Below are 23,070 nucleotides of genomic sequence, written 5' to 3' on the forward strand. Positions count from 1 at the left end.
ACTGCGACGAGCAAGAACCAGGAGAAAACGATCGTGCTGGCACAAATGATGAAGGAGCCGCTACTGCTCTCCAGCGTGTTGACTCACGCCGAAAAGTATCACGGCGACGAAGAGATCGTCAGCCGAATGCCTGCGGGCCAGGTTCATCGCTACACCTACCGCGATCTCGCGCAGCGTGTGCGGCAGACGGCAAGAGCGCTGCTGGACCTCGGCCTGGGGGAGGGCGCGTGCATTGCTACCCTGGGCTGGAACACCTATCGGCACCTGGAATTGTATTTTGCGATTCCCTGTCTTGGTTCGGTTTGCCACACGATCAATCCACGCCTGTTTCACGAGCAAATCGTCTACATCATCAACCACGCCGACGACGTGGCACTCTTCTTCGACGCCTCTTTTGCCCCTCTGGTCGCCGAACTGCGACATCGCTGTCCGGGGGTGAAGTATTGGGTTGCCTTGGTCGAGGCGGAAAGCATCCCGGCGGATACGCCTTTCGCTCAGTCTTACGAGGCACTGCTGACGCGTCAGCCGAGTCGGTTGGAGTGGCCATCGTTCGACGAGAATACGGCTTGTCTGCTCTGCTACACCTCCGGAACGACCGGCAACCCCAAGGGTGTTCTGTTCTCGCATCGCACGACCTTGCTGCACAGCCTGGCGACGGCCTTGCCCGACGCCTTGTCGATTTCGGCCAGAGAGGTCGTCTGCCCGATCGTGCCGATGTTTCACGCCAATGGCTGGGGTCTTCCCTACACCTGTCCGATGGTCGGCAGCAAGCTGGTCCTTGCCGGGATGAATACGGATGGCGAGAGCCTGTACCGGCTGTTCGAAGCCGAGGGAGTGACTTTTGCCGGTGCGGTGCCAACCGTATGGCAAGGGGTGATCGATTACATGCAAGCGCACGGACTCCAATTTGGCAGTTTGCGGCGATTTCTCGTGGGCGGCTCATCCTGCCCGTTTTCGATTATTCGTACCATGTGGCACGACTATGGCGTCGAGGCCCTGCCCGGTTGGGGGATGACCGAACTCAGCCCGATCGGCACGCTGACGACGACCAAGCGTAAGCACGCCAAGTGGAGCACTGACCAGTTGCTGGAGTTCAAGACCAATCACGGTCGGCCGCTATTTGGCGTCGACCTGCGTCTGGTCGGGAAAGAGGGGGAAGCCGTGCCATGCGATGGGCAATCCGTCGGTGAACTCCAGGTTCGCGGATTGTGGACGGTAGATACCTATTTCAAGAGTGATCGGAGCGCTCTGATCGACGGCTGGTTCCCCACGGGCGACATCGCGGCGATCGATGGGGAAGGCTACCTCAGGATTACCGACCGTTCGAAGGACATGATCAAGAGCGGGGGGGAATGGATCAGTTCAATCGAACTGGAGAACATCGCCACATTGCATCCGGCGGTGGCGATGGCCGCGGCCATTGGTGTTGCCAGCATCAAGTGGGGTGAGCGCCCATTGCTGGTCGCGGTGATGAGACCGGGCCAATCCATCAGCAAACAAGAGCTGCTTGCCTGGTTCGAGGGCAAGGTTGCCAAGTGGTGGATTCCTGACGATGTTCGCTTCGTTCCGGAGTTGCCGATGACCGCGACGGGCAAACTCTCGAAACTCACACTCCGCAAGCAATATCGGGATTTTCAACTGCCCGCAGAGGGCGAATAGCTCCGCAACGGCTTGGGTCTTGCCAAAAGGCATGCTCCGACGGGTCGGACTTCAGGTGGTATATGGCGATTCAATGAAAGGAAAAGGCCATGAGTAGGGTTGCTAAAACGGACAAGGCAATGGTGGAAAATGCTGAAGACATCATTGGTTGGGTGCCGCCGGATCTGGGATTTGAAAGTCGGGGCTTCAAGGAAACACTGAAGGCAGTTCTCGCGTCACCCTTTCGTGACCCGGTGAGTGTTTTCAAGCATCAGGCCTCGCTGGCAGGCGAGATGTTCAAGATTCTGGCCGGGAATTCGACACTTGCCCCGGACAAGACCGATCGGCGTTTTGCCGACCCCGCCTGGCATGATAACCCGATGTATCGGCGGACGATGCAGGCGTATCTGGCCAACAATGCTTACTGGCAATCGGTGATCGACGACCTGAAGGTCGACGAGACCGACCGTGAGCGTGCTCGCTTCTTCATTTCGTTGTTCACGGACGCGTTCTCGCCAACCAATAGCATGGCCCATCCGGCAGCACTCAAGAAGATGCTCGAGACCGGCGGCGAAAGCTTCAAGAGGGGCGCCAAGAACATGCTGCACGATCTGGTCAATGAAGGCGGGATGCCCAGCATGGTCGACAAGAGCGCCTTCAAGGTGGGCGAGAATCTCGCCACTACCGAAGGTGCCGTGGTGTTCCGTAACGATCTCGTCGAACTCATTCAATACAAGCCGTTGGTCCCTCAGGTTCACCAACGACCCTTCTTCATGCTGCCGCCTCCGATCAACAAGTTCTATATCATGGATTTGACGCCGGAGAAGAGCATGATTCGCTATCTCCTGCAAAAGGGGCAGCAAGTCTTCATCATCAGTTGGCGTAATCCAAAACCAGAGCATTGCGACTGGGACTTCAACACCTATGCCAGTTCCGCTCGCGAGGCGTTGCTGGCCGCGCTGGAAATTTCGGGGGCAAAAGACTGCAACATATGGGGGGGCTGTGCAGGTGGGATCATCGGCTCGGTGATGCTGGCGCAGATGGCGGCGCGCCAGGAACGCCTGGTCAATTCCTTTACGCTCAACGTGACCATTCTTTATATGCCCACAGACTCGATCATGGGGATGATGGCGACCGAAGGGCTCCTGAACAAGGCTCGCAAACACACGGCGAAAAAGGGGGTCCTGGATGGCAAGGAAATGGCCAGGATGTTCGCCTGGCTTCGTCCGAATGATCTGGTCTGGAGCTACTGGGTCAACAATTACCTGATGGGCAACAAGCCGCCGGCCTTCGATATCCTATACTGGAACTGCGACAATACCCGCCTGACTTCGAAATTCCACACGGAATTGATGGACATCGTCGCCAGGAAGTATCTCGCCCACCCTGGTGAGTTCGAGTCGGGCGGTATTCCAATCGACCTGAAGAAGGTCGACTGCGACGTTTTTGCCATGGCCGGCGACACCGATCACATTACGCCGTGGAAGAACTGCTATGAGTCCACGATGTTCTTCGGTGGCAAGTGCGAGTTCGTGCTGAGCAACAGCGGACACATCCAGGCGATGATCAACCCGCCGGGCAACAAGAAGTCCATTTATTTCACCAATCCGGCACGCCTGGCCGATCCCGAGGAGTGGTTGGCAGGTGCCACGACCAATCAGGGCAGTTGGTGGGACAGATGGATCGTCTGGCTGAACGAGCGTTCGGGTGAGTTGGTTGCCGCACCGAAGGGATTGGGTAGCGCATCGCACAAGCCGATGGATCCGGCACCGGGTACCTATGTTCTGGAGCCCTGATCGAACACCAGGGCTGGTCGGTCGGCGACGAAGCTTGCCGGCCTGAGCCTGCGATGTCTTGTGGTAGGCAATCTGCAGTCGCGACGCCGGCAGTTCGGCGTTGCTTTTGGCAAGGGGTTGACAATGAAAATCAGGATGGTCGATGTAGGAAAACAGCGGATTCGTGTGGCCGTCTGGCCCTCGGATCGACAAGGGGGCACGCCACTACTGCTGATCAATGGAATTGGGGGCAGTATCGAGGTGCTGCGGCCTTTTGCCGAACAATTGCCCGACACCGAAGTGATTGCCTTCGACGCGCCGGGAACCGGTGCCTCGGCGACGCCGGTCATGCCGTTGAGAATGGGCGGTTTCGCGAAGCTGGTGGCGGGCATGTTGACCCAGTTGGGCTACGGGCAGGTTGACGTGCTCGGTGTGTCATGGGGAGGGGCTCTGGCGCAGCAGTTCGCGCATAGTTTTCCGGGTCGCTGCCGTCGCCTGATCCTGGCCGCGACGTCTACCGGTATGTTCGCCGTGCCGGGCGACCTGCGCGCCTTGTGGAAGCTGATGTCATCGAGCCGGTTCAACGATGCGGAGTCGATCGTGAAGCACGCTGGCACCATCTACGGGGGGGTATTCCGCAAGAACCCGGAGTATGCCCGGCAGCACATGAGCGAGATCGTTCCCCCCCACACGCTCGGCTACCTCGGACAGATGTACGCCATCTGGGGCTGGACCAGTGTCCATTGGCTGTTCACGGTAAAGCAGCCGACGCTGATCATGGTGGGTAGTGATGACCCTCTGGTGCCAGCGGTGAACGGGAAGATCATGAAGGCCCTGATTCCCAATGCCGAGTTGGTGGAGCTGGATTGCGGGCATCTCTTTCTGGTCACTCAGGCCGAAATGGCCGTGCCGATCATCCGTCGCTTTCTCGATGAGCACCGTGGCACGGCGGCTCAGCCGGCACTCCTGCCGGTCGCATATCCACGGTGAAGGTCGGTCATTGATTGCTATTGCGCTTGGTGGCTCCAACCGCAATGCTCGCGTGCCGGAGCGCCAGGCCATTTTCTTGAGCGGCGCGATACGCCGTTTTTTTGGAGGAGAAGCATGAGTTCGCAACGTCTTGTTATTCGCAGAGCGGCAGTTCTTGGTTCCGGCGTGATGGGCGCGCAGATCGCGGCGCACTTGGCCAACGCAGACGTGCCGGTCATTTTGTTCGATCTGGCAGCCAGGGATGGTGATCCCAACGGCATCGTCAGGAAAGCTGTCGAGGGGTTGAAGAGAATGCAACCGGCACCGCTGGTGACCAGAGACCGGCTGGTGAATATCGATGTCGGCAACTATGACCAGCATCTCGATAAATTGCGCGAATGCGATCTGGTCATTGAGGCGATATCGGAAAAGATTGAATGGAAGGTCGACCTGTATCACAAGATTGCGCCGCATCTGAGCGACCAGGCCATCGTCGCTTCGAATACTTCCGGCATTTCGATCAACCAGTTGTCCGAGGCTTTTCCGGCCGAGCGCCGGTCGCGCTTCTGCGGGGTGCACTTCTTCAACCCGCCGCGCTACATGCAGCTGGTCGAGTTGATCCCGGCTGCGGCGACCGATGCAGCCATGTTCGACGCGCTCGAATCCTGGCTGGTGACCCGCATGGGCAAGGGGGTCGTTCGTGCCAAGGATACGCCGAGTTTTGTCGCCAACCGGGTGGGCCTTTTCTCGATTCTGGCGGTCATGTATCACACCGAGCAGTTCAAGCTCGGGTTCGACGAAGTCGACGCCCTCACCGGGCCGCGCATTGGCCGGCCCAAGAGCGCTACCTATCGCACCGCTGACGTGATCGGTCTCGACACGCTGGCGCACGTAACCGATTCACAGCAGCAGACCCTGCCCAATGATCCTTGGCGCGAGCACTTCAAGGTCCCGGCGTGGTTAGCTGCCTTGATTGGCAAAGGCGCGCTGGGTCAGAAGGCGGGTGGCGGCGTTTTCCGCAAGGTGGGACGCGACATTCAGGTACTCGATATGGCGTCGCTGGATTATCAGCCGGCAGGCGCCGGTGTCGCTCCGGAAGTCGAACAGATTCTCAAGAACCGGAATGCCGCGGAACGTTTCGCCGCCTTGCGTGCCAGTGCCCATCCGCAGGCGCAGTTCCTGTGGGCGATGTTCCGCGATGTCTTTCATTACTGCGCCTATCATCTGGCAGAGATTGCCGATAACGCTCGCGACGTGGACTTTGCCATGCGCTGGGGTTACGGCTGGGCACAAGGCCCCTTCGAGATCTGGCAGTCCGCTGGTTGGCAGGCCATCGCCGAAGCCATCGCACAGGACATTGCCGCTGGCAAGGCGATGTCGAACGCCCCGCTACCCGCCTGGGTTGCCGCACGCGACCATGTACACCAGGCCGAAGGCTCCTATTCGGCGGCCGAGAACGCGCTCAAGGCCCGTTCGAGTCTGCCGGTCTATGGTCGCCAACTGTTTCCCGACCTGATCGTCGGCGAGCAACACGAGCGTGGCGAAACCTTGATGGAGAATGACAGCGTGCGTATCTGGCGCATGCCCAAGGTGGATTCGCGCATCGCCGTTCTGTCGTTCAAGAGCAAGATGCATTCGCTTGGCAAGGAGGTCGTCGAAGGAATTTACCAGGCCGTGGCGATGGCCGAAGCCGATTTCGATGGCCTGGTCGTCTATCACGACGCTCCGTTCGCAGTCGGTGCCAATCTGCTCGAGGTGATGCAACTGGTCAAGGCAGAAAAATGGGATGAACTCGACAAGGTGGTTGCCCATTTCCAGGGCGCCACCAAGGCACTACGCTTTGCCCAGGTGCCGACGGTTGCTGCGGTGGATGGGATGGCCTTCGGTGGTGGAGCCGAAGTGGCGATGCATTGCGCGCACCGCGTCATGGCGCTGGAGAGCTACATCGGGCTGGTTGAAGCGGGTGTCGGTCTGATCCCGGCGGGTGGCGGCTGCAAGGAAATGGCGCGTCGGGCATCCGAAGCAGCCATGCGCCGGGGCCGGCAGGACCCCTGGGAAGAGATCCAGAAAGCCTTCGGTTCGATCATCCGCGGCATGACCTCGAAAAACGCTATCGATGCCAAGAGCATGGGTTTTGCGGCGGAGAGCGACACCGTCCTGTTCAACGCGCGCGAGCTCCCTTACGTTGCCATCCGTCAGGCCCGGGCGATGTTCGAAGGGGCTTATCGGCCGCCCATGCCGGCGCGCGCGATCAAGGTGGTTGGCCGTCCCGGCAATGCGACCTTGCACATGGATTTGGTGAACCTGCGCGAAGGCGGATTCATGAGCGCGCACGATTATGTGGTTTCCGAAGCGTCGGCCCTGGTGCTCTGCGGCGGTGACGTCGACCCGGGAACGCTGGTCGATGAAGATTGGCTGCTCGGCATCGAGCGTCGTCAGTTCGTCGAGCTGCTGAAGAACGAGAAGACGCAGCAGCGTATGACCTACATGCTCGAGAACGGCAAGCCCCTGCGCAATTGAGCGACCATGATTTACGTTGATTTTCGGAGAGTTTGAGATGAACAAGCCAATTCAAGACGCCTACATTGTCGCTGCGGCGCGCCTGCCGATCGGAAAGCGCAACGGTTACTACAAGACCACCCGTCCGGATGACATGCTGGTACACGCGATCAGGACGGTCCTTGGTCAAGCGCCGGCGCTCGACCCGGCGCTGATCGACGACATCGTCGCCGGTTGCGCCTTGCCAGAAGCCGAGCAGGGTCTGAACGTCGCGCGCATGGCGGCCATGGTGGCCGGTTTGCCGCACAGCGTTCCAGGCGTGCAGGTGAACCGGTTTTGCTCGTCGGGTCTGCAAGCGGTCGCCATGGCAGCCGACCGCATTCGCCTCGGTGATGCGGATGTAATGATCGGTTGCGGTACTGAAACGATGAGCATGGTTACCATGCTGGGCAACAAGGTGGTCATCAACCCCAGTATTTTTGAAGGCAACGACAATCTCGGTGTCGCTTTCGGAATGGGCATCACGGCCGAAAAAGTGGCCGAGCGCTGGCAGGTTGCACGGGAGGACCAGGACGCCTTCGCGGCGGGATCGAATCAAAAGGCGATTGCCGCGATACGCGAAGGCAAGTTCAAGGCCGAGACGGCTCCGTTTACCGTCAAGACCCGCGTACCCGATCCCGCCACCGGTGAGGTCAGGCTCGTCGAACGGGTAGTGGTGGACGACGAAGGGCCGCGTGCTGACGCGACGCCGGAAAAACTGGCGCAGATGAAACCGGTATTTGCTGCCAAGGGTTCGGTGACGGCGGGCAACAGTTCGCAGATGTCGGATGGCGCTGGGGCGGTACTGCTGGTTTCGGAGAAGATCCTGAAGCAGTTCGACCTGCAGCCGCTGGGCAGATTCGTCAGTTATTCGGTTCGCGGTGTGCCGCCCGAGATCATGGGCATCGGTCCAGTCGAAGCGATTCCAGACGCGCTCAGGAAAGCCGGTTTGCAGAAATCCGACCTGGAGTGGATCGAGTTGAACGAAGCATTCGCCGCCCAGGCGCTGGCGGTCATGCGCAGCTGCGAACTCGATCCGGCGCGCGTCAACCCGCTGGGCGGAGCGATCGCTCTCGGTCATCCCCTGGGAGCAACTGGCGCCATCAAGGTGGCCACGCTGCTGCATGGCCTGCGTCGCGAGAAGATGAAGTACGGCATGGTGAGCATGTGCATCGGTCACGGTATGGGCGCTGCCGGCATTTTCGAAGCGCTTTGAGTCTTACCCTGGCCAAGGTCTGATGCTCCGGTGGACCGTCCAGCGGTCCACCGGAGCCTTTGTTGCGTACAGACCGGTCACATACGGCCGGGTCGGCATTTTTCTTGTCTTGAAGAGGGCCAGGGCGCCCCATCGGAGTTCCCAGCATGTCGTCAGCTCTTGTCAGTTATCGTCGCGATGGCGAAATCGCTTTGGTCACGGTGGATAATCCGCCGGTAAACGCGCTGGCCCGGGAGGTACGCGCCGGTTTGTTGAACGCGATTCGACAGGCGGAAGCGGACACGGAAGTCCATGCGACGATCATTCTTTGCGCAGGGAGAACATTCATCGCTGGCGCCGACGTCAGCGAGTTTGACCAGCCGCCGCAGGAGCCGCATTTACCGGCGGTGACGCAGGCCATCGAGAACGCGCTCAAGCCGGTGGTCGTGGCCCTGCACGGGACGGCCCTGGGTGGCGGCTTTGAAATTGCGCTGGCCAGCCATTACCGGATTGCCACGGCGACAACCAAGGTCGGCCTGCCGGAGGTCAAGCTGGGGGTCATCCCCGGCGCTGGCGGTACGCAGCGATTGCCGCGTCTGGTGGGCTTACCGACGGCCTTGCAGATGATCAGCAGCGGCGAAACCATCACCGCCGAACGTGCGCTGGAAATCGGCGCCATCGACGAAATTGCAGAGGGCGATCTGAAAACCGCGGCGATCGCCGCCGCACGCCGGCTGGCCACACCGGGTGCTGTCCCGCGGCGTACCGGAACCTTGCCGGTGCCATCGGCACCCCCGGAAATTTTTCAAGAAGCGCGGCGGCAGGCAAGTGAGAAACAGCGACACCTGCAAGCACCCTTGACGGCGATCGAAGCAGTCGCCGCAGCGGCCAGCCTGTCTTTCGACGATGGCTTGCGGCGCGAACGCGAGCTGTTTCTCGAACGTCGGGCGTCGGCACAGGCAGCAGCGCTCCGCAACGCCTTCCTCGGCGAGCGCGAGGTGGCCAAGGTTCCGGGACTGGCCGCAGACGTACGGGCTCGCGAGATCTTGCAGGTCGCCGTGCTTGGCGCCGGCACGATGGGTAGCGGAATTGCCATGTGTTTCGCCAATGCCGGTTTCAGCGTCCTGATCAAGGAAGTCGAAGCGCTGGCTCTGGAAAGAGGAATGGCGACGATCAGGAAAAACTATCAGGCCAGTGTGTCGCGGGGCACGCTGTCGCCGCAGGACATGCTGCGCCGGCTTGAGTGTATCCGGCCGACGCTGGACTGGCAGGAGCTTGCCGACGTCGACCTGGTCGTCGAAGCCGTTTTCGAAGATCTTGGCGTCAAACGCCAGGTATTCGAACAACTGGACGCGATTGCCAAACCGGGCGCCATCCTCGCCACCAATACCTCTTATCTTGATGTCGCGCAGATTGCCGAATTCACGCGGCGACCGCAGGATGTGGTGGGAATGCACTTCTTCAGTCCGGCCAACGTCATGCGCTTGCTGGAAAACGTGCGCACCGACAGGACTGCGCCCGATGTCCTGGTGACGGTCATGCAGCTCGGCAAGAAACTCGGCAAGATTGCCGTTCTCGTCGGGGGGTGCGATGGCTTCGTTGGCAATCGCATGCTCGCGCAAAGAACTCGCGAAGCCTGGTTCCTGCTGGAAGAAGGGGCGCTACCGCAGCAGGTGGACGCGGCGCTGGTCGATTTTGGATTCCCGATGGGTCCTTTTGCGGTCGGCGATCTCGCCGGTCTCGATATCGGCTGGCGCAACCGCAAGGCCAGGGCACATCTTCGCAAGCCGGGCGTGCGCGACTGCGATCTTCTCGATCAGGTTTGTCAGCTTGGACGATTGGGTCAAAAAACCGGTGCCGGGTGGTACCGCTACGAATCCGGGAAGCGAACGCCACTGCCGGACGCAGCGATTGAGGAACTGATTGTCGAGCATTCGCGGGCGAGAGGAATCGAGCGTCGAACGATAGACGATCAGGAGATCGTTGAACGCTGTCTCTTCTCCATGATCAACGAAGGTGCAAAGATTCTTGCCGAAGGCGTTGCCGCGCGTCCCGTTGATGTTGACATCGTCTGGCTCAACGGTTATGGATTCCCACCATGGCGCGGTGGTCCTCTTTTTTACGCCGATCAATTGGGCCTGGGACGGGTGTTGGCTACCATCGAAAACTATTGCGAGCGTTTTGGGCCGGACTTCTGGACACCGGCGCCGCTGCTCCAGGAACTGGTGGCGAGCGGCCGGACCTTCTATCCCCGCAGGCTATTGCCCGAGTGAGGCGCGTCTGCCTCGGAGAGGAGACCAACACGGTAGCAATGCCACACATGCTGGCAAGGCTTCTTCCTTGTTGCAATAAAGCAACATGTGCGCAAGTGAGCACGGCATCACACTGAATGCTTGCAGATTTTTCTGGTGCAAGGACTTAGGATAGAGATTCAGAATAGCTTCCGGGGTGCGGCGCGAGAACCACGCTTACATCATATCCATACGGAGGACTCTACGTTGATACCACACATTTTCAAGGGGGAGTTGGACATGGCACACAGGATTTCGATGAAGTTGATTCCGGCGCTGTTGTTGGCCGCCTTGTCAGGCACAGTCGCTGCGTCGGGCTTTCAGTTGTTGGAGCAGGGCAGCGGCCTGGGTAATGCCTACGCCGGTTCCGCGGCCAAGGCCAGCGATGCCAGCACGATCTTCTGGAACCCGGCGGGAATGACGCAGTTGCAGGCGCGGGAAGTCTCCGGTGGCCTGACGGCGGTGAAGCCGAGTTTCAAGTTCGACAACAGCGCCTCCCAGGTGGGCGTCTTCAATGCCACGGGTGACGGTGGCGACGCGGGTGGCTGGGCGGTCGTTCCAAATGGCTACCTGTCCTGGGCGGTGAACCGGGATTTGTACGTTGGTCTGGGCATCGGTGCACCTTTTGGCCTGAAGACGAAGTATGACAAACCCTGGAAAGGCAGTGCGCAGTCGGACGAGTTCGACATCAAGACGATCAACATCAACCCGTCGATTGCCTATCGGGTTAACGACATGGTATCGCTGGGCGCCGGCGTGAGCTGGCAGAAAATCGAGGCGGATTACTTCCGCCAGGCAGCCATCGTCCCGGGCGCATCCGGGGTCAGAGCCCACCTGAGTATCGATGATGATGCCTGGGGCTGGAACATCGGTGCCTTGTTTACCCTCTCGCCGGCGACCAAGGTCGGGGTGTCCTATCGCTCGGCAATTCAATACCATACCGAGGGTTCATCGAAACTGAGCAGCAATGGCACGCCAGCGGCCAACGCGACGGGATTGGCGCTGATCAACTCCGGACGGCAGAGTGATGTCAAGGCCAATATCAAGGTGCCGGATACCTTCGTTCTGAGCGTGACGCAAAAACTCAGCGATCAATGGGAGATGCTGGGAGATGTCTCCTGGACGGGCTGGAGTTCAATCAAGAATGTAGACATCGTCCGTACCTCGGGACCACAGACCGGTCGGACCGCGGAGACGCTGACCGCGCTCTTCGAGGATACTTGGCGCTTTGCCCTGGGGGCGAACTACCGCTATACGGATACGCTGAAATTCATGTTTGGTCTCGCCTACGACCAGACGCCGGTCAAGAATGCGAATACCCGTTTGACTGCCCTGCCGGACAACGATCGTACGTGGTTCACCTTCGGTACCCAATGGAAGCCGGCTAAGGAACAGACGCTTGAATTCGGCTTGGCGTATCTGTACCTCCAGAACACCAAGATCAACAGCAACAAGAGTTCTGAAGGTCGTGGTACGGTCATTGGTGACTACGATTCCAGCGTCTGGATTGTGGGCGCGCAGTATTCGATCGCTTTCTGACGCACTCCACGGTTTGCCAGAAAAGCCCCGGACTCCGGGGCTTTTTTTTTGCTTGCCATCGACATCTTGGCGCCGAGAGTTTTCCGCATTTTGGTTGACGCTACCTCTAGCCTGAGTATAATTCAAACGTTCGTTTTATTGGCTTTGTGCAGAGCCTTTGCGGGATATTCCCGGCGAACATCAACGACCAGAAAGACCAGACAAGGAGGACAGCTTGAGCAACTTCATCGTACGCAAGGCCGCGGTACTCGGAGCGGGCGTGATGGGCGCGCAGATCGCAGCGCACTTCGCGAATGCCGAAGTGCCGGTGGTGCTTTTCGATCTACCGGCCAGGGAAGGCGATCCCAACGGGATCGTCAGGAGAGCCATCGACGCGCTGAAGAAGCTTGAGCCGTCGCCGCTGGCAACGAAGGACCGTGTCGACTACATCGACGCCGCCAATTATTCGCAGCACCTCGATCAGCTCAGGGATTGTGACCTGATCATCGAAGCCATCGCAGAAAGAACCGAGTGGAAGGACGACCTGTATCGCCAGATTGCACCCTTCGTTTCGCCCGCTGCGATCGTCGCCTCGAACACCTCGGGACTATCGATCAAGCGCCTCTCCGAAGGTTTGCCGGAAGCGCTGCGTTCGCGCTTTTGCGGCATCCACTTCTTCAACCCGCCGCGTTACATGCCTCTCGTGGAACTGATCTCGACCAATGCCACCAACCTCGCATTGCTCGACGATCTCGAAGGATGGCTGGTCTCGCGGCTCGGCAAGGGTATCGTGCGTGCGCGCGATACGCCGAACTTCGTCGCCAACCGTGTGGGTGTCTTCTCGATGCTCGCGGTGATGCATCACACTCAGCGCCTCGGACTCGGTTTCGACGTCGTCGATTCGCTGACCGGCCCGATCATTGGCCGCCCAAAGAGTGCCACCTATCGCACCGCCGACGTCGTGGGTCTCGATACCTTGGCGCATGTCGTCAAGACCATGCAGGATACCTTGCCCACAGATCCCTGGCATGGCTACTTCGGGGTGCCGGCATGGCTTACGGCACTGATCGGCCAGGGCGCGCTTGGCCAGAAGACGCGTTGCGGAATCTTCCGTAAGGATGGCCGCGCGATCAAGGTGCTCGACCTGACTCTCCAGGCCTACCGAGACAGTGCGGCCCACATCGACCCGAGCGTGCTGGCAATCCTCAAGAATCGCGACCCGGCCGGGAAGTTCGCACAGTTGCGCGCCAGCGAACACCCGCAGGCGCAATTCCTGTGGGCGATCTTCCGTGACATTTTTCATTACGCCGCTTACCATCTGGCCGATATTGCCGACAACGCCCGCGATCTTGATTTCGCGATGCGCTGGGGCTTTGGCTGGTCAGAGGGTCCGTTCGAGAGCTGGCAGGCGGCTGGCTGGCTGGCGATTGCCGAAGCGGTTCGGGCCGACATCAACGCCGGCCGGGCGATGAGCCAGGCTGCGCTGCCGGCCTGGGTCTTTGGTCGCGTCGCGCAGGAAGGGGTGCATGGCGCCCAGGGTTCCTACTCGGCGAGTGCCGACGCCTATCGACCGCGCTCGACCTTGCCGGTCTACCAGCGGCAGATCTTCCCCGAGCAGTTGCTGGGAGAGAACACCATCGCCGGCAGCACGGTCTGGGAGAACGATGGCGTCCGGATGTGGACGCTACCGCAAATCGATGCCGGCATCGCCATCGTCAGCGTCAAGACGCGCAACCACACGCTCGGTCGTGACGTGATCGTCGGCCTGCAGGAGGCTGTGGCGCGTGCCGAAGCCGATTATCAGGGCTTGGTGTTGTGGCACGAAGCGCCTTTCGCCTTTGGTGCCAACCTCAAGGAGGTTACCGAGGCGATTGCCGCCGGTGATTTCGATCTCCTTGAAAGATACGTCGGCGAATTCCAGAACGCGTCGATGTGCCTGAAGTACGCCAAGGTGCCGGTGATCGCGGCGGTGCAGGGAATGGCACTTGGTGGCGGCTGTGAGTTCATCATGCATGCGACCAAACGGGTGATCGCACTCGAGAGTTACATCGGTCTGGTCGAAGCCGGTGTCGGATTGATCCCTGCCGGGGGGGGCTGCAAGGAGTTCGCCATCCGCGCTGCGCAACAGGCCGCCAGGACCGCTGGCAACGACCCCTTTGAATTCATCCAGCCGGTATTCATGACTATTGCCATGGCCACCGTGTCGAAGAGTGGCGCACAGGCCAGGGAACTCGGTTTTGCCGTCGACACGGACAGGATTGTTTTCAATGCCCACGAACTGCTGTACGTGGCGCTGCGTGAAGCACGCGCTCTTGCCGAGGCGGGCTACTACCCGCGCCTGTCACCGCGTGCGATCAAGGTTGCCGGGCGCACCGGCATTGCCAACTGTGTCATGTTGCTTGCCAACATGAAGGAGGGCGGCATGATTTCAGCACACGACTACGCGGTGGCCAAAGCTGCGGCGACAGCACTGTGTGGTGGCGACATCGAGACCGGGTCCCTGGTTGATGAGCAGTGGCTGCTGACCGTCGAGCGCAAACTGTTCGTCGAACTACTGAAAAACCCGAAAACTCAGCAGCGTATCCAGCACCTGCTGGAAACCGGCAAGCCGCTGCGTAACTGAGCGAGCAAGGAGAACAGATCATGAGCAAACAGATTCAGGACGCCTACATCGTCGCCGCCACCCGTCTGCCGGTGGGCAGACGCAAGGGCCTGTTGGGCCACGTTCGTCCCGACGACATGCTGGCGCACGCCATCCGGTCGGTCATGGCGCAGGCGCCGGGGCTTGACCCGGCGCTGGTCGAGGATGTCATCGTCGGCTGCGCCATGCCCGAGGCCGAGCAAGGCATAAATGTCGCGCGCATCGGCCTGCTGCTGGCGGGCCTGCCGAACACCGTTCCCGGGGTCACCGTCAACCGCTTCTGCGCTTCCGGCCTGCAGACGGTGGCGATGGCGGCTGATCGCATTCGCCTCGGTGAAGCCGATGTGATGATCGCCGGGGGAACCGAAACGATGTCACTGATGAACCAGATCATGGGCAACAAGGTGGCCATCAATCCGGCAATTTTCGAGGCCGAAGAAAATTACGCGATTGGGTTCGGGATGGGAATCACCGCCGAGAAGGTGGCCGCGCAGTGGAAAATCTCGCGCGACGATCAGGACGCCTTCGCCGTCGCCTCAAATCAGAAAGCCTGTGCGGCGATCGCCGCGGGTCACTTCAAGACCGAGATATCGCCTTATCTGGTCAGCGCACGCGTGCCGAACCTGCAAAGCGGCGAAGTGATGGTCAAGGAGTTTCTGGCTGAGAACGACGAGGGCCCACGTTCGGACAGCAGCATCGAAAGCCTCGCCCGCTTGCGGCCGGCGTTTGCCGCACGCGGTTCGGTGACCGCCGGCAACAGCTCGCAGATGTCCGACGGTGCGGGGGCAGTATTGGTTGTTTCGGAAAGAATTCTCAGGCAGTTCGATCTCAAGCCGCTAGCGCGCTTTGCCGCCTACGCGGTGGCGGGGGTGCCACCCGAGGTCATGGGTATTGGCCCGGTCGAGGCGATTCCTCGGGTGCTCAGGCAGGCCGGAATCAGCCAGGACGATGTGGACTGGTTTGAGCTGAACGAAGCCTTTGCCGCGCAGGCGCTGGCCGTGATACGCACGCTCCACCTCGATCCGGGCAAGGTCAATCCGCTCGGTGGCGCGATCGCTCTCGGCCATCCCCTCGGCGCCACCGGGACCATTCGGACGGCAACGCTGCTGCACGGAATGCAGCGCACCGGGCAGCGCTACGGCATGGTCTCCATGTGCATCGGCACCGGCATGGGTGCCGCCGGGCTGTTTGAAGCGATCCGCTAGAATTCCTCCGGCGGCACGAAGGCCTCGCCTGCATTTTTCGGGCGAGGCCTTCGTGCCTTGGCGGTGAGCGAGGGCCGGGACAGCGCTGAAAGATGATTCTTGAGACGGACCAAGTGTCTGGCATAATGTCTGCCGGAAAGGGTCACGAAGGCGTGCAATGGATTTCGATCTACTGGGCAGTCTGGGGTGGCGCGAAGGCTTGATCGCGGTCATCGTGCTGCTGGTCACTTACATCATCGTCCTCTATCTGCGCATGCGGCGCTTGCAGCGCGGCGGCGTCACGTCGCCGCCGCTGGCGGCGCAGGCAGCGCAGGCGGCGGCTTACGCGGCAGTCCAAGAATCGGCGTCGGAGCAGGGGGCAGCCGCGACAGCGGTCGATCCGGTCGTGGCAGTCGCTGCGGCAGTCTCTGCGCCTCCGCCCAGCGGCAGCGCGTCCGTCGCCGCACCCGACGCGCCGGCAGGTGCCGAGCCGGCGTCGCCGGAATTCGCCTGGAACGAGCCGCCAGCAGGGATGCCCGGGCAAGCGTGGATCGATTCCTTGCAACGCGAAGTCTATCAGTTGCGCTGCGAAGTGGACGAGTTGCGCACTGAAGTGTTGGCCGCGCGCGAGGACTTTCGGCAACAAAGCAGGCAATCGACCGGATCGCCGCCGGCCGCCGCGCCGCTTTACAACGATGCGATGCAGATGGCGATCCAGGGGCATGACGCGACCACCATTGCCCATCATTGCGGGATTGCCCGTGCCGAGGCGGATCTGGTGGTGGCGCTGGCGCGCAACCGCTACGAGGGTGTTTAGCCGCGGAGTCCGGGAAGTGGCGAAGCGACCGGCAGACCATTTGTCGCCCGCATCTTCCGCCCTGGCTGCGCCTGCCGCTGTCCCGCCTGGGTGGTTAGGGGGGCAAGCCGATCTGAAGCGCCAACTGTGGCGGCAAATGGCTGTTGCCGCGTTCTTGATCGTAGCCGCACTGGTGACGCTGATCGTGCTGGACTACCTGAGCTCGCAGGAGGAAGAAATGGCTGCGGGTCCGCAGTTCACGCAGCCGGTACCGGTCAGAAAACCGTCACCTTCGGTCGAAACCACGCCATCGCCGTCCGAGTTGCCGCCGCTCGAGCCTCGCGCGGCGGGGCCGCAGGCAGGGGGTGCCGCGCTTGAGAAATGGCTGCCGGTGGAACCGTCGCCGCCTGCGAGTCCTCCGGGCGACGCCGCAGCAGCTGCAACAGCAAGCGCGCCGCCGGTCGAGCCGCTCGCTACGCCGATGCCACGCCTGCTGGCGGGGCTTGTCGTGCAGTCCGGGATCGTGCCGGATGTGCGTCAAGCCGAAGCGATACAGGCAAAGTTTGCCGCAGAAGGCATCCCTGCGAGCATCGAGGTGCGTCTGCAGCTTGGCCCTTTCAGGACGCGCGCAGAGGCCGAGGTGGCGCGCCAGAAGATCAAGGGAGTCGGGATCGACGGACTGATCACGGTCGGCAAGGTCAGCAAGCCTTGATCGAGCCGTTCTCCGACGAGGGCAGTTGGCGACGCAGGCGCCGGGCAAAAACGGTCATCTCCCTGGCCGCCTGAATGTCCCCCCGGCTTTCGGCAATGACGATCCCTCGTTCATAGGCAGCGAGGGCTTCGGCCTGGCGACCGCCCTCGCTCAGCGCCTTCCCGAGCAGCTTCCACGCTGCCGAATACTGGGGGTTGCTCTCGACCGCCGCGCGCAGGTGGATTACCGCTTGTTCAAAGAGGCCGGTCTTGAGATACTCATTGCCCAGTGAATAACGCAGTACGGCGCCGTCACGCGGGCCGCCGAGCAGTTTTTCGAGATTGGCGATCAGCGTCGTCGTCATTGATATCCCCTTTTCAAGCAACCATTGTAGATAGAGGACAGCACCATGGCCAGAACGATCATTTCAACCCCACATGCGCCTACGGCGATAGGAACCTACTCGCAGGCGGTCAAGGTCGGCAGTACCGTCTATCTCTCTGGCCAGATCGGACTTGACCCGGCCAGCATGCAGATGGTCGACGGGATCGACGCGCAGATCGTGCGTGTTTTCGACAACCTCAAGGCCGTGGCGGAAGCTGCTGGCGGCTCGCTGGCCGATGTCGTCAAGCTCAACGTTTTTCTCACCGACCTGGCGCACTTCACGACCGTCAACTCGGTGATGGGTGGTTATTTCTCGGAGCCGTTCCCGGCTCGTGCCGCGGTCGGCGTGGCCGCCCTGCCGCGCGGCGCGCTGGTTGAAGCAGACGCGGTGATGGTGATCGACGACTGATGCCGACTGCGGACGCCATCGATGCGCCGCCAGTCATCCGGAGCCGGCTGCAAAAGCTGGGTCTGCATCGGCGGGACGATCTTGTCCTGCATCTTCCCCTGCGCTACGAGGACGAAACGCGCGTCACCACCATCGCCGATGCCCCCTGCGGGACGCCGGTGCAGGTCGAGGCCCGGATCATCGATCTCTCGGTCAGACCGGCGCCGCGTCGCCAATTGCTGGTCCGGGTTTGTGATGCGCATGCTGATGACGGTGTCCTCGATCTGCGTTTCCTGAGCTTCTACGGCAGCCAGCAGCGGGCGCTGGAAAACGCGCGCGAATGTGGGTACAAGCTGCGCCTTTTCGGCGAAATTCGCGCCGGTTTCCTGGGTCCCGAGATGGTGCATCCACGTTACCGCATTCTCGCCGATGACGAGAAGCTGCCCGACTCCCTGACCCCCGTCTACCCGACCACTGCCGGGTTGTCGCAGGCCAGTCTGCGCCGACTCATCACGCGCGCGCTGCACAACGCCGATCTTGCCGAATTGCTCGACCTCGACTGGTGCAACCGTCATTCACTGTTGCCCTTTGGCACCGCCGTGACCCTGTTGCACGCGCCGCCGCCCGAGGCCTCGGACGTGGCTCTGCAGACCCGCAGTCACCCCGCCTGGCGGCGAATAAAGTTTGATGAACTGCTGGCACAGCAGCTTTCGCTGCGCCGTGCCTACCTGGCACGACGGCGCAAGGGTGCGCCGGTGCTGGCCAGCGCCGGCCGTCTGGGCCGCCGTTTCGAGGCCTCGCTACCCTTTGCTCTGACCGGGGCGCAGCGGCGTGTCGTGGCCGAGATTGCCGGTGACCTGGCCGCGCCTTACCCGATGCAGCGTCTGCTGCAGGGGGATGTCGGCTGTGGCAAGACCATCGTTGCGGCGCTGGCGGCTTGTCAGGCCATCGAGGCGGGTTATCAGGCAGCGTTCATGGCACCAACCGAAATCCTTGCCGAGCAACATTTCCTGAAGCTGCAGGCCTGGCTCGAACCCCTGGGTGTCGAAGTGGTCTGGCTGACGGGCAGTCTCAGGAAGAGTGTCAAGCAAGCCAAGCAGTTACAAGCCGCGACGACTGCGCAACTGATCGTCGGAACGCATGCGCTGATTCAGGAGAGCATCGATTTTGCCCGTCTAGGTCTCGTCATCGTAGACGAGCAGCATCGTTTCGGCGTCGTCCAGCGGCTCGAGTTGCGGCGCAAGGGCGGCAATCCACACCAGTTGATGATGTCCGCGACGCCGATTCCGCGCACGCTGGCGATGAGCTACTACGCCGATCTCGACGTTTCGGTGATTGATGAAATGCCACCGGGACGATTGCCGATCAGGACGCGGCTGTTTTCCGACAGCCGTCGGGAGCAGGTCATTGCCGCGGTGCGTGCGGTGGTTGCCGGCGGACGCCAGGCTTACTGGGTCTGTCCGCTGGTCGAAGAATCGGCGAAGCTGGAATTGCAGGCAGCGCTGGAAACCTGTGCAGCGCTCAGCGCCGAACTTCCCGATCTGCGCATCGGTCTCGTGCATGGCCGTTTGCGCGGTGATGAAAAGGCGGCGGTGATGGCTGCCTTCGTTGCCGGTGGAATCGACGTCCTGGTGGCGACCACCGTCATCGAAGTCGGTGTCGATGTCGCCAACGCCACATTGATGGTCATCGAACACGCCGAACGCTTCGGACTTTCGCAACTGCACCAGTTGCGCGGCCGCGTCGGTCGCGGCCGCGACGATTCGGTCTGTGTGCTGCTCTATCAGCAGCCTCTGTCGCCGACCGCACGGGCTCGCCTGAAGATCATTTTCGAAAACACCGATGGCTTCGAGATTGCTCGTCAGGACCTGCATCTACGCGGTCCCGGGGAGTTCGTCGGTAGCCGCCAGTCGGGTGTGCCGATGCTGCGCTATGCCGACCTCGAAGGGGATGCCGATCTCGTCGAACTGGCCCAAGCCCTGGCCGTGCACCTGTTGCACGCTGATCCCATGTGCGCCAGGCGGCATTTGCGGCGCTGGCTAGGGAATCGGGAAGAGTTGTTGAAGGCCTGACTCGGGCCCATACACTCGCGCGCCGAGGAAGATTGTCCGGTTTGTCGAGAAAACAGGCCAGCGATCGAGGTCGTGGTCCGGATGGCCACTGGACCCCGTCGGATCGGCATGGGCGATAACCGTAACCGGTTCTTGCCGGGGGAAAACCTTCATGCATTTCAAGCATCAACGGGATGGCAAACTCCATTTTCATGTGAATCAGAGGAATCGTGAACATTTCCCTTCCTCCCCGGATGACCATCTGATTTCGACGATAACGAGGCAGGAGCGTTTGCCGACGATATGCCCGCTGTCGCCGTCCGGGCGGTGTGACCTGGGTCATGGCTTGGGTCCTCCTCAGAAACTTTCGAAGTCGTGGTTGGCCGGTGCCCCGGCGGCCGCGACTCTGCTGCGTGCGGGTACCGCCCGCTGGGTACCCGAGGCAGCCTGGCGCGCAGTTATGCTGCGGCGATCCCGCTCTGCGAGCCGGAAGAAGGTCATCAGCTCCTGCAGTTGCGCGGCCTGGCTGCCGAGTTCATCGGCGGTGGCAGCGAGTTCCTCGGAGGCCGAGGCGTTCTGCTGAGTCGTCTGGTTGAGCTGCCCCATCGCGCCGTTGATCTGGCCGACGCCGGAACGTTGCTCCCGCGAGGCGGCGGCGATCTCCTGCACGAGGCCAGAGGTCTTCTGGATCGACGGCACCATCTCGCCGAGCAGTGACCCGGCCTGTTCGGCGAGTTTGACCGACTCCTTGGCGACCTGGCCGATTTCCTGAGCGGCGACCTGCGAGCACTCGGCGAGTTTTATCACCTTGGCGGCGACGGCGGCGAAACCCTTGCCGTGCTCGCCAGCGCGCGCCGCTTCGACGGCGTTCAGGGTCAGCAGGTTGGTCTGGTAGGCGATGTCGTCGACGAGGTCGATCTTGTCGGCGATGGTCATCATTGCTCCAACTGTCCGGGCGACGGCTTCTCCGCCCTCGACAGCCTGGCGGGAGGCGGTCGCGGCCATGCCGTCGGTGACCTTGGCGTTCTCGGTGTTCTGGACGATCGACGCGCTCATCTGTTCCATGCTGGCCGTCGTTTCCTCGACCGAAGCCGCCTGTTCGCTGGACGATCGCGAGAGCGACTGGGCGGTCGCCGAGACCTGGCCCAAGGCATTGCCGCGAATGACGCGGTGACAGGATTGACCCACCGGAACAATCGGATTCACCAATGGGAAGCTTTCTCCTGTACTCGATGGGGAGCGCCGCAGGGTGTGAACCGATGCACTTCCCTGGGCAAACGACCTGCAGTGCGGCAGAAATCGGAAAAATACTGAAGGGGTGTTGTCAATCCGGGCTTCCAGGAGGTTTATGGTAGATACTGTCGGAAAAAGACAGATAATCTTCATTACGGTGCTCGACGGAACAAACTTGAGCCCAATTATGGATATTTATTGATTTTCCGCTGTACTGCCCCAGCCAATCCATCTTGGTTGTCGAAAGGAGCACTTGCTGCACCTGCCGTGTACGACCCACAGAATCCTGCAGGGACAATCGTGGTTGAAATTTCCTGGAACGAGAAGGCAACATGGGCGTGTGTAACCATCCCCAGGCAAAGCCGAAGGATTTCCCATTGTTGGTTATTAAAAAGTGATTGCTTGCTGGAAGTCGTTGCCGTGCCGGTTGGCGAACGGCACCGATCCGTGACCGCCAATCCTGCTAAATCGCTGGCGCAATCTTCCCATTGGCGGTCATGACTTGAGTGGCATGGTCTGGAGTCCTTTCCGGCCCAGTGGGACCTCGATGTCTCCAGTACCGGTTCACCGTCCCGGCGGTGGCGACGGGCGTGCATGCTGGTGCGCAGTCACGCCCGGACTGGTGGCTACTTGCAGTGTTTGGGTTGCGCAATGCCAGTCTGTACAGCAGGATTGTAGCCGGCGCCGGTGCCTACCGCCTGTTGCGCCGCGGGTGCGGCCGCCGCGTTCATCGCCGCAGGCAGCGCCTTGCTGAGCTTCTCATACTGATTGTCGAGGCACGGCGTGTTCAGGGGGGTTTGTTGCGAGCAAGACGCCTCTCCCGCCAGAGCCTCCTTGACTTCCTGGACGCTGCCCAGGTAGGCGCCCCACTTGAACTCGAGGAAATAGGCGTCGGCGCAGGTCACGTTCGGAAACTTGTCCGCGCAGCTCAGTTCGTCGTCATCCTTGGCGGCTCCCGGAGGATCGCATTTGACGTAGCCACAGCTTCCACGCACCCAGGCCGAAAGGGTCCGCAGCGGGTCGTCCTGCAAGGCACCGATGCTCTTGGGAAGCTGGCTGGGCGTGATGTCATTGCCGGCCGGATCCTTCAGCCAGGTATCGTGCTGTTTGATCATCTCCTGCCAGAAGGCGTCTTCTTTCATGTTCGACCAGTCGGCGATCAGGAACGCATAGACCTTCTTGTCCTTGTCCTTGATGTCGGCATTCCAGACGGCGGTGGAGAGATGGTGGTGGTCGGTCAGGTAGAAGACGCCACCCGGCCCTCGCACCATGGGAACCCAGCGGTTGTCGGCAAGCAGATAGTCGTCGAGTTTTCCTGCCTTGGCCTTGCTCGATATCTTTTCCGCCTTGCATTCCACCGCGTCCATTCCCACTGCCGATTGTGTCGGATGGAGTGCCTTGACGTCGATGATGCACCCTCTTTTCTTCTTTTCCTTGAGCGTGATGATTCCCTCGTCATTAGGCCGTGCAACCTTGGTATTCTTGCCGCATTGCGGGATGGCCGCATCCCCCTGGTCCTTGCCTTTCTTGGCCTCGGCGGTTCCGGCCAGGCCAAGCACCAGCAATCCTGAAAGCATGATCGTGACTGTGCGCATCTCTTTCCTCCTCTGTTAAACCAATGGGAAACGAATCACCGTAGGCATTGCCGCCGCCCGCGCGCAGTATCGGCGGCGTGGCCGGCGAAGTCAATTTGATCCTGACCGGCGTCAAGGATCATCGACGGGATCGAAGCGGTGAATCGCGGGCCTGCATATCGCTTTCCACACCCGTTTCGGCGT

General features: G+C 61.1%; 15 protein-coding genes and 1 pseudogene. 13 read left to right on the forward strand and 3 right to left on the reverse strand.

The genetic code is table 11. The features are described 5' to 3' along the window. The first annotated feature begins 45 nt into the window (after nucleotides 1-45). The 11 genes from AW06_RS01460 to AW06_RS01510 all read left to right on the forward strand — a co-directional run bounded on the left by AW06_RS01460 (nucleotide 46) and on the right by AW06_RS01510 (nucleotide 17,257). Nucleotides 46-1,659 (forward strand): long-chain-fatty-acid--CoA ligase, encoded by a 1,614-nt coding sequence (locus AW06_RS01460; protein WP_034944462.1) that lies wholly within the window; start codon nucleotides 46-48, stop codon nucleotides 1,657-1,659. Nucleotides 1,660-1,748: 89 nt separating this feature from the next. After that, the gene (locus tag AW06_RS01465) at nucleotides 1,749-3,434 is read left to right on the forward strand and encodes an alpha/beta fold hydrolase (RefSeq protein ID WP_034944463.1); all 1,686 of its coding nucleotides are present in this window, start codon (nucleotides 1,749-1,751) and stop codon (nucleotides 3,432-3,434) included. 123 nt (nucleotides 3,435-3,557) lie between these two features. Further along, nucleotides 3,558-4,403, forward strand: coding sequence for a poly(3-hydroxyalkanoate) depolymerase (phaZ, locus tag AW06_RS01470; protein WP_034944540.1), 846 nt, complete (start codon nucleotides 3,558-3,560; stop codon nucleotides 4,401-4,403). Nucleotides 4,404-4,517: 114 nt separating this feature from the next. Continuing rightward, on the forward strand, nucleotides 4,518-6,902 hold the full coding sequence (locus tag AW06_RS01475; RefSeq protein ID WP_034944464.1) for a 3-hydroxyacyl-CoA dehydrogenase NAD-binding domain-containing protein: 2,385 nt from the start codon (nucleotides 4,518-4,520) through the stop codon (nucleotides 6,900-6,902). Nucleotides 6,903-6,939: 37 nt separating this feature from the next. Next, nucleotides 6,940-8,136 (forward strand): acetyl-CoA C-acyltransferase, encoded by a 1,197-nt coding sequence (locus AW06_RS01480; RefSeq protein ID WP_034944543.1) that lies wholly within the window; start codon nucleotides 6,940-6,942, stop codon nucleotides 8,134-8,136. A 146-nt stretch (nucleotides 8,137-8,282) separates the two neighbouring features. Then, the gene (locus tag AW06_RS01485) at nucleotides 8,283-10,388 is read left to right on the forward strand and encodes a 3-hydroxyacyl-CoA dehydrogenase NAD-binding domain-containing protein (protein ID WP_034944467.1); all 2,106 of its coding nucleotides are present in this window, start codon (nucleotides 8,283-8,285) and stop codon (nucleotides 10,386-10,388) included. A 258-nt stretch (nucleotides 10,389-10,646) separates the two neighbouring features. Next, a complete protein-coding gene (locus AW06_RS01490) occupies nucleotides 10,647-11,945 on the forward strand; it encodes an outer membrane protein transport protein (RefSeq protein ID WP_034944470.1) in 1,299 nt (432 codons plus the stop codon). A 214-nt stretch (nucleotides 11,946-12,159) separates the two neighbouring features. Further along, nucleotides 12,160-14,547 carry a 3-hydroxyacyl-CoA dehydrogenase/enoyl-CoA hydratase family protein gene (locus tag AW06_RS01495; protein WP_034944473.1) on the forward strand — a complete coding sequence of 796 codons (2,388 nt, stop codon included), beginning with the start codon at nucleotides 12,160-12,162 and terminating at the stop codon, nucleotides 14,545-14,547. Between the two features lie 20 nt (nucleotides 14,548-14,567). Next, a complete protein-coding gene (locus AW06_RS01500) occupies nucleotides 14,568-15,770 on the forward strand; it encodes an acetyl-CoA C-acyltransferase (RefSeq protein WP_034944476.1) in 1,203 nt (400 codons plus the stop codon). Nucleotides 15,771-15,927: 157 nt separating this feature from the next. Continuing rightward, nucleotides 15,928-16,566 (forward strand): DUF2802 domain-containing protein, encoded by a 639-nt coding sequence (locus tag AW06_RS01505; RefSeq protein ID WP_138677675.1) that lies wholly within the window; start codon nucleotides 15,928-15,930, stop codon nucleotides 16,564-16,566. Nucleotides 16,567-16,702: 136 nt separating this feature from the next. Further along, nucleotides 16,703-17,257: an SPOR domain-containing protein gene (locus AW06_RS01510; protein ID WP_138677674.1), complete on the forward strand. Its 555-nt coding sequence runs from the start codon at nucleotides 16,703-16,705 to the stop codon at nucleotides 17,255-17,257. Here the strand turns inward: AW06_RS01510 and AW06_RS01515 are convergent. Further along, nucleotides 17,244-17,600: a tetratricopeptide repeat protein gene (locus tag AW06_RS01515; protein ID WP_034944479.1), complete on the reverse strand. Its 357-nt coding sequence runs from the start codon at nucleotides 17,598-17,600 to the stop codon at nucleotides 17,244-17,246. The genes AW06_RS01510 and AW06_RS01515 overlap by 14 nt on opposite strands. A 45-nt stretch (nucleotides 17,601-17,645) precedes the next feature. On the opposite strand from AW06_RS01515, the gene AW06_RS01520 reads away from it, so the two are divergent. After that, on the forward strand, nucleotides 17,646-18,029 hold the full coding sequence (locus AW06_RS01520) for a RidA family protein (protein ID WP_034944482.1): 384 nt from the start codon (nucleotides 17,646-17,648) through the stop codon (nucleotides 18,027-18,029). Continuing rightward, nucleotides 18,029-20,080 carry an ATP-dependent DNA helicase RecG gene (gene recG, locus AW06_RS01525; RefSeq protein ID WP_273704278.1) on the forward strand — a complete coding sequence of 684 codons (2,052 nt, stop codon included), beginning with the start codon at nucleotides 18,029-18,031 and terminating at the stop codon, nucleotides 20,078-20,080. Before AW06_RS01520 ends, recG begins: the two co-directional genes overlap by 1 nt. Before the next feature lie 336 nt (nucleotides 20,081-20,416). Here recG and AW06_RS01530 read toward each other — a convergent pair. Together AW06_RS01530 and AW06_RS19640 are read right to left on the reverse strand one after the other, a co-directional pair. Next, nucleotides 20,417-21,202, reverse strand: a pseudogene (locus AW06_RS01530) (methyl-accepting chemotaxis protein); the annotation flags it as partial. A 716-nt stretch (nucleotides 21,203-21,918) separates the two neighbouring features. Beyond that, nucleotides 21,919-22,887, reverse strand: coding sequence for a ParB/Srx family N-terminal domain-containing protein (locus AW06_RS19640; RefSeq protein WP_138677672.1), 969 nt, complete (start codon nucleotides 22,885-22,887; stop codon nucleotides 21,919-21,921). Nucleotides 22,888-23,070: the final 183 nt, after the last annotated feature.

The sequence above is a fragment of the Candidatus Accumulibacter cognatus genome, from assembly GCF_000584975.1.
GTDB classification, from domain to species: Bacteria; Pseudomonadota; Gammaproteobacteria; order Burkholderiales; family Rhodocyclaceae; genus Accumulibacter; species Accumulibacter cognatus.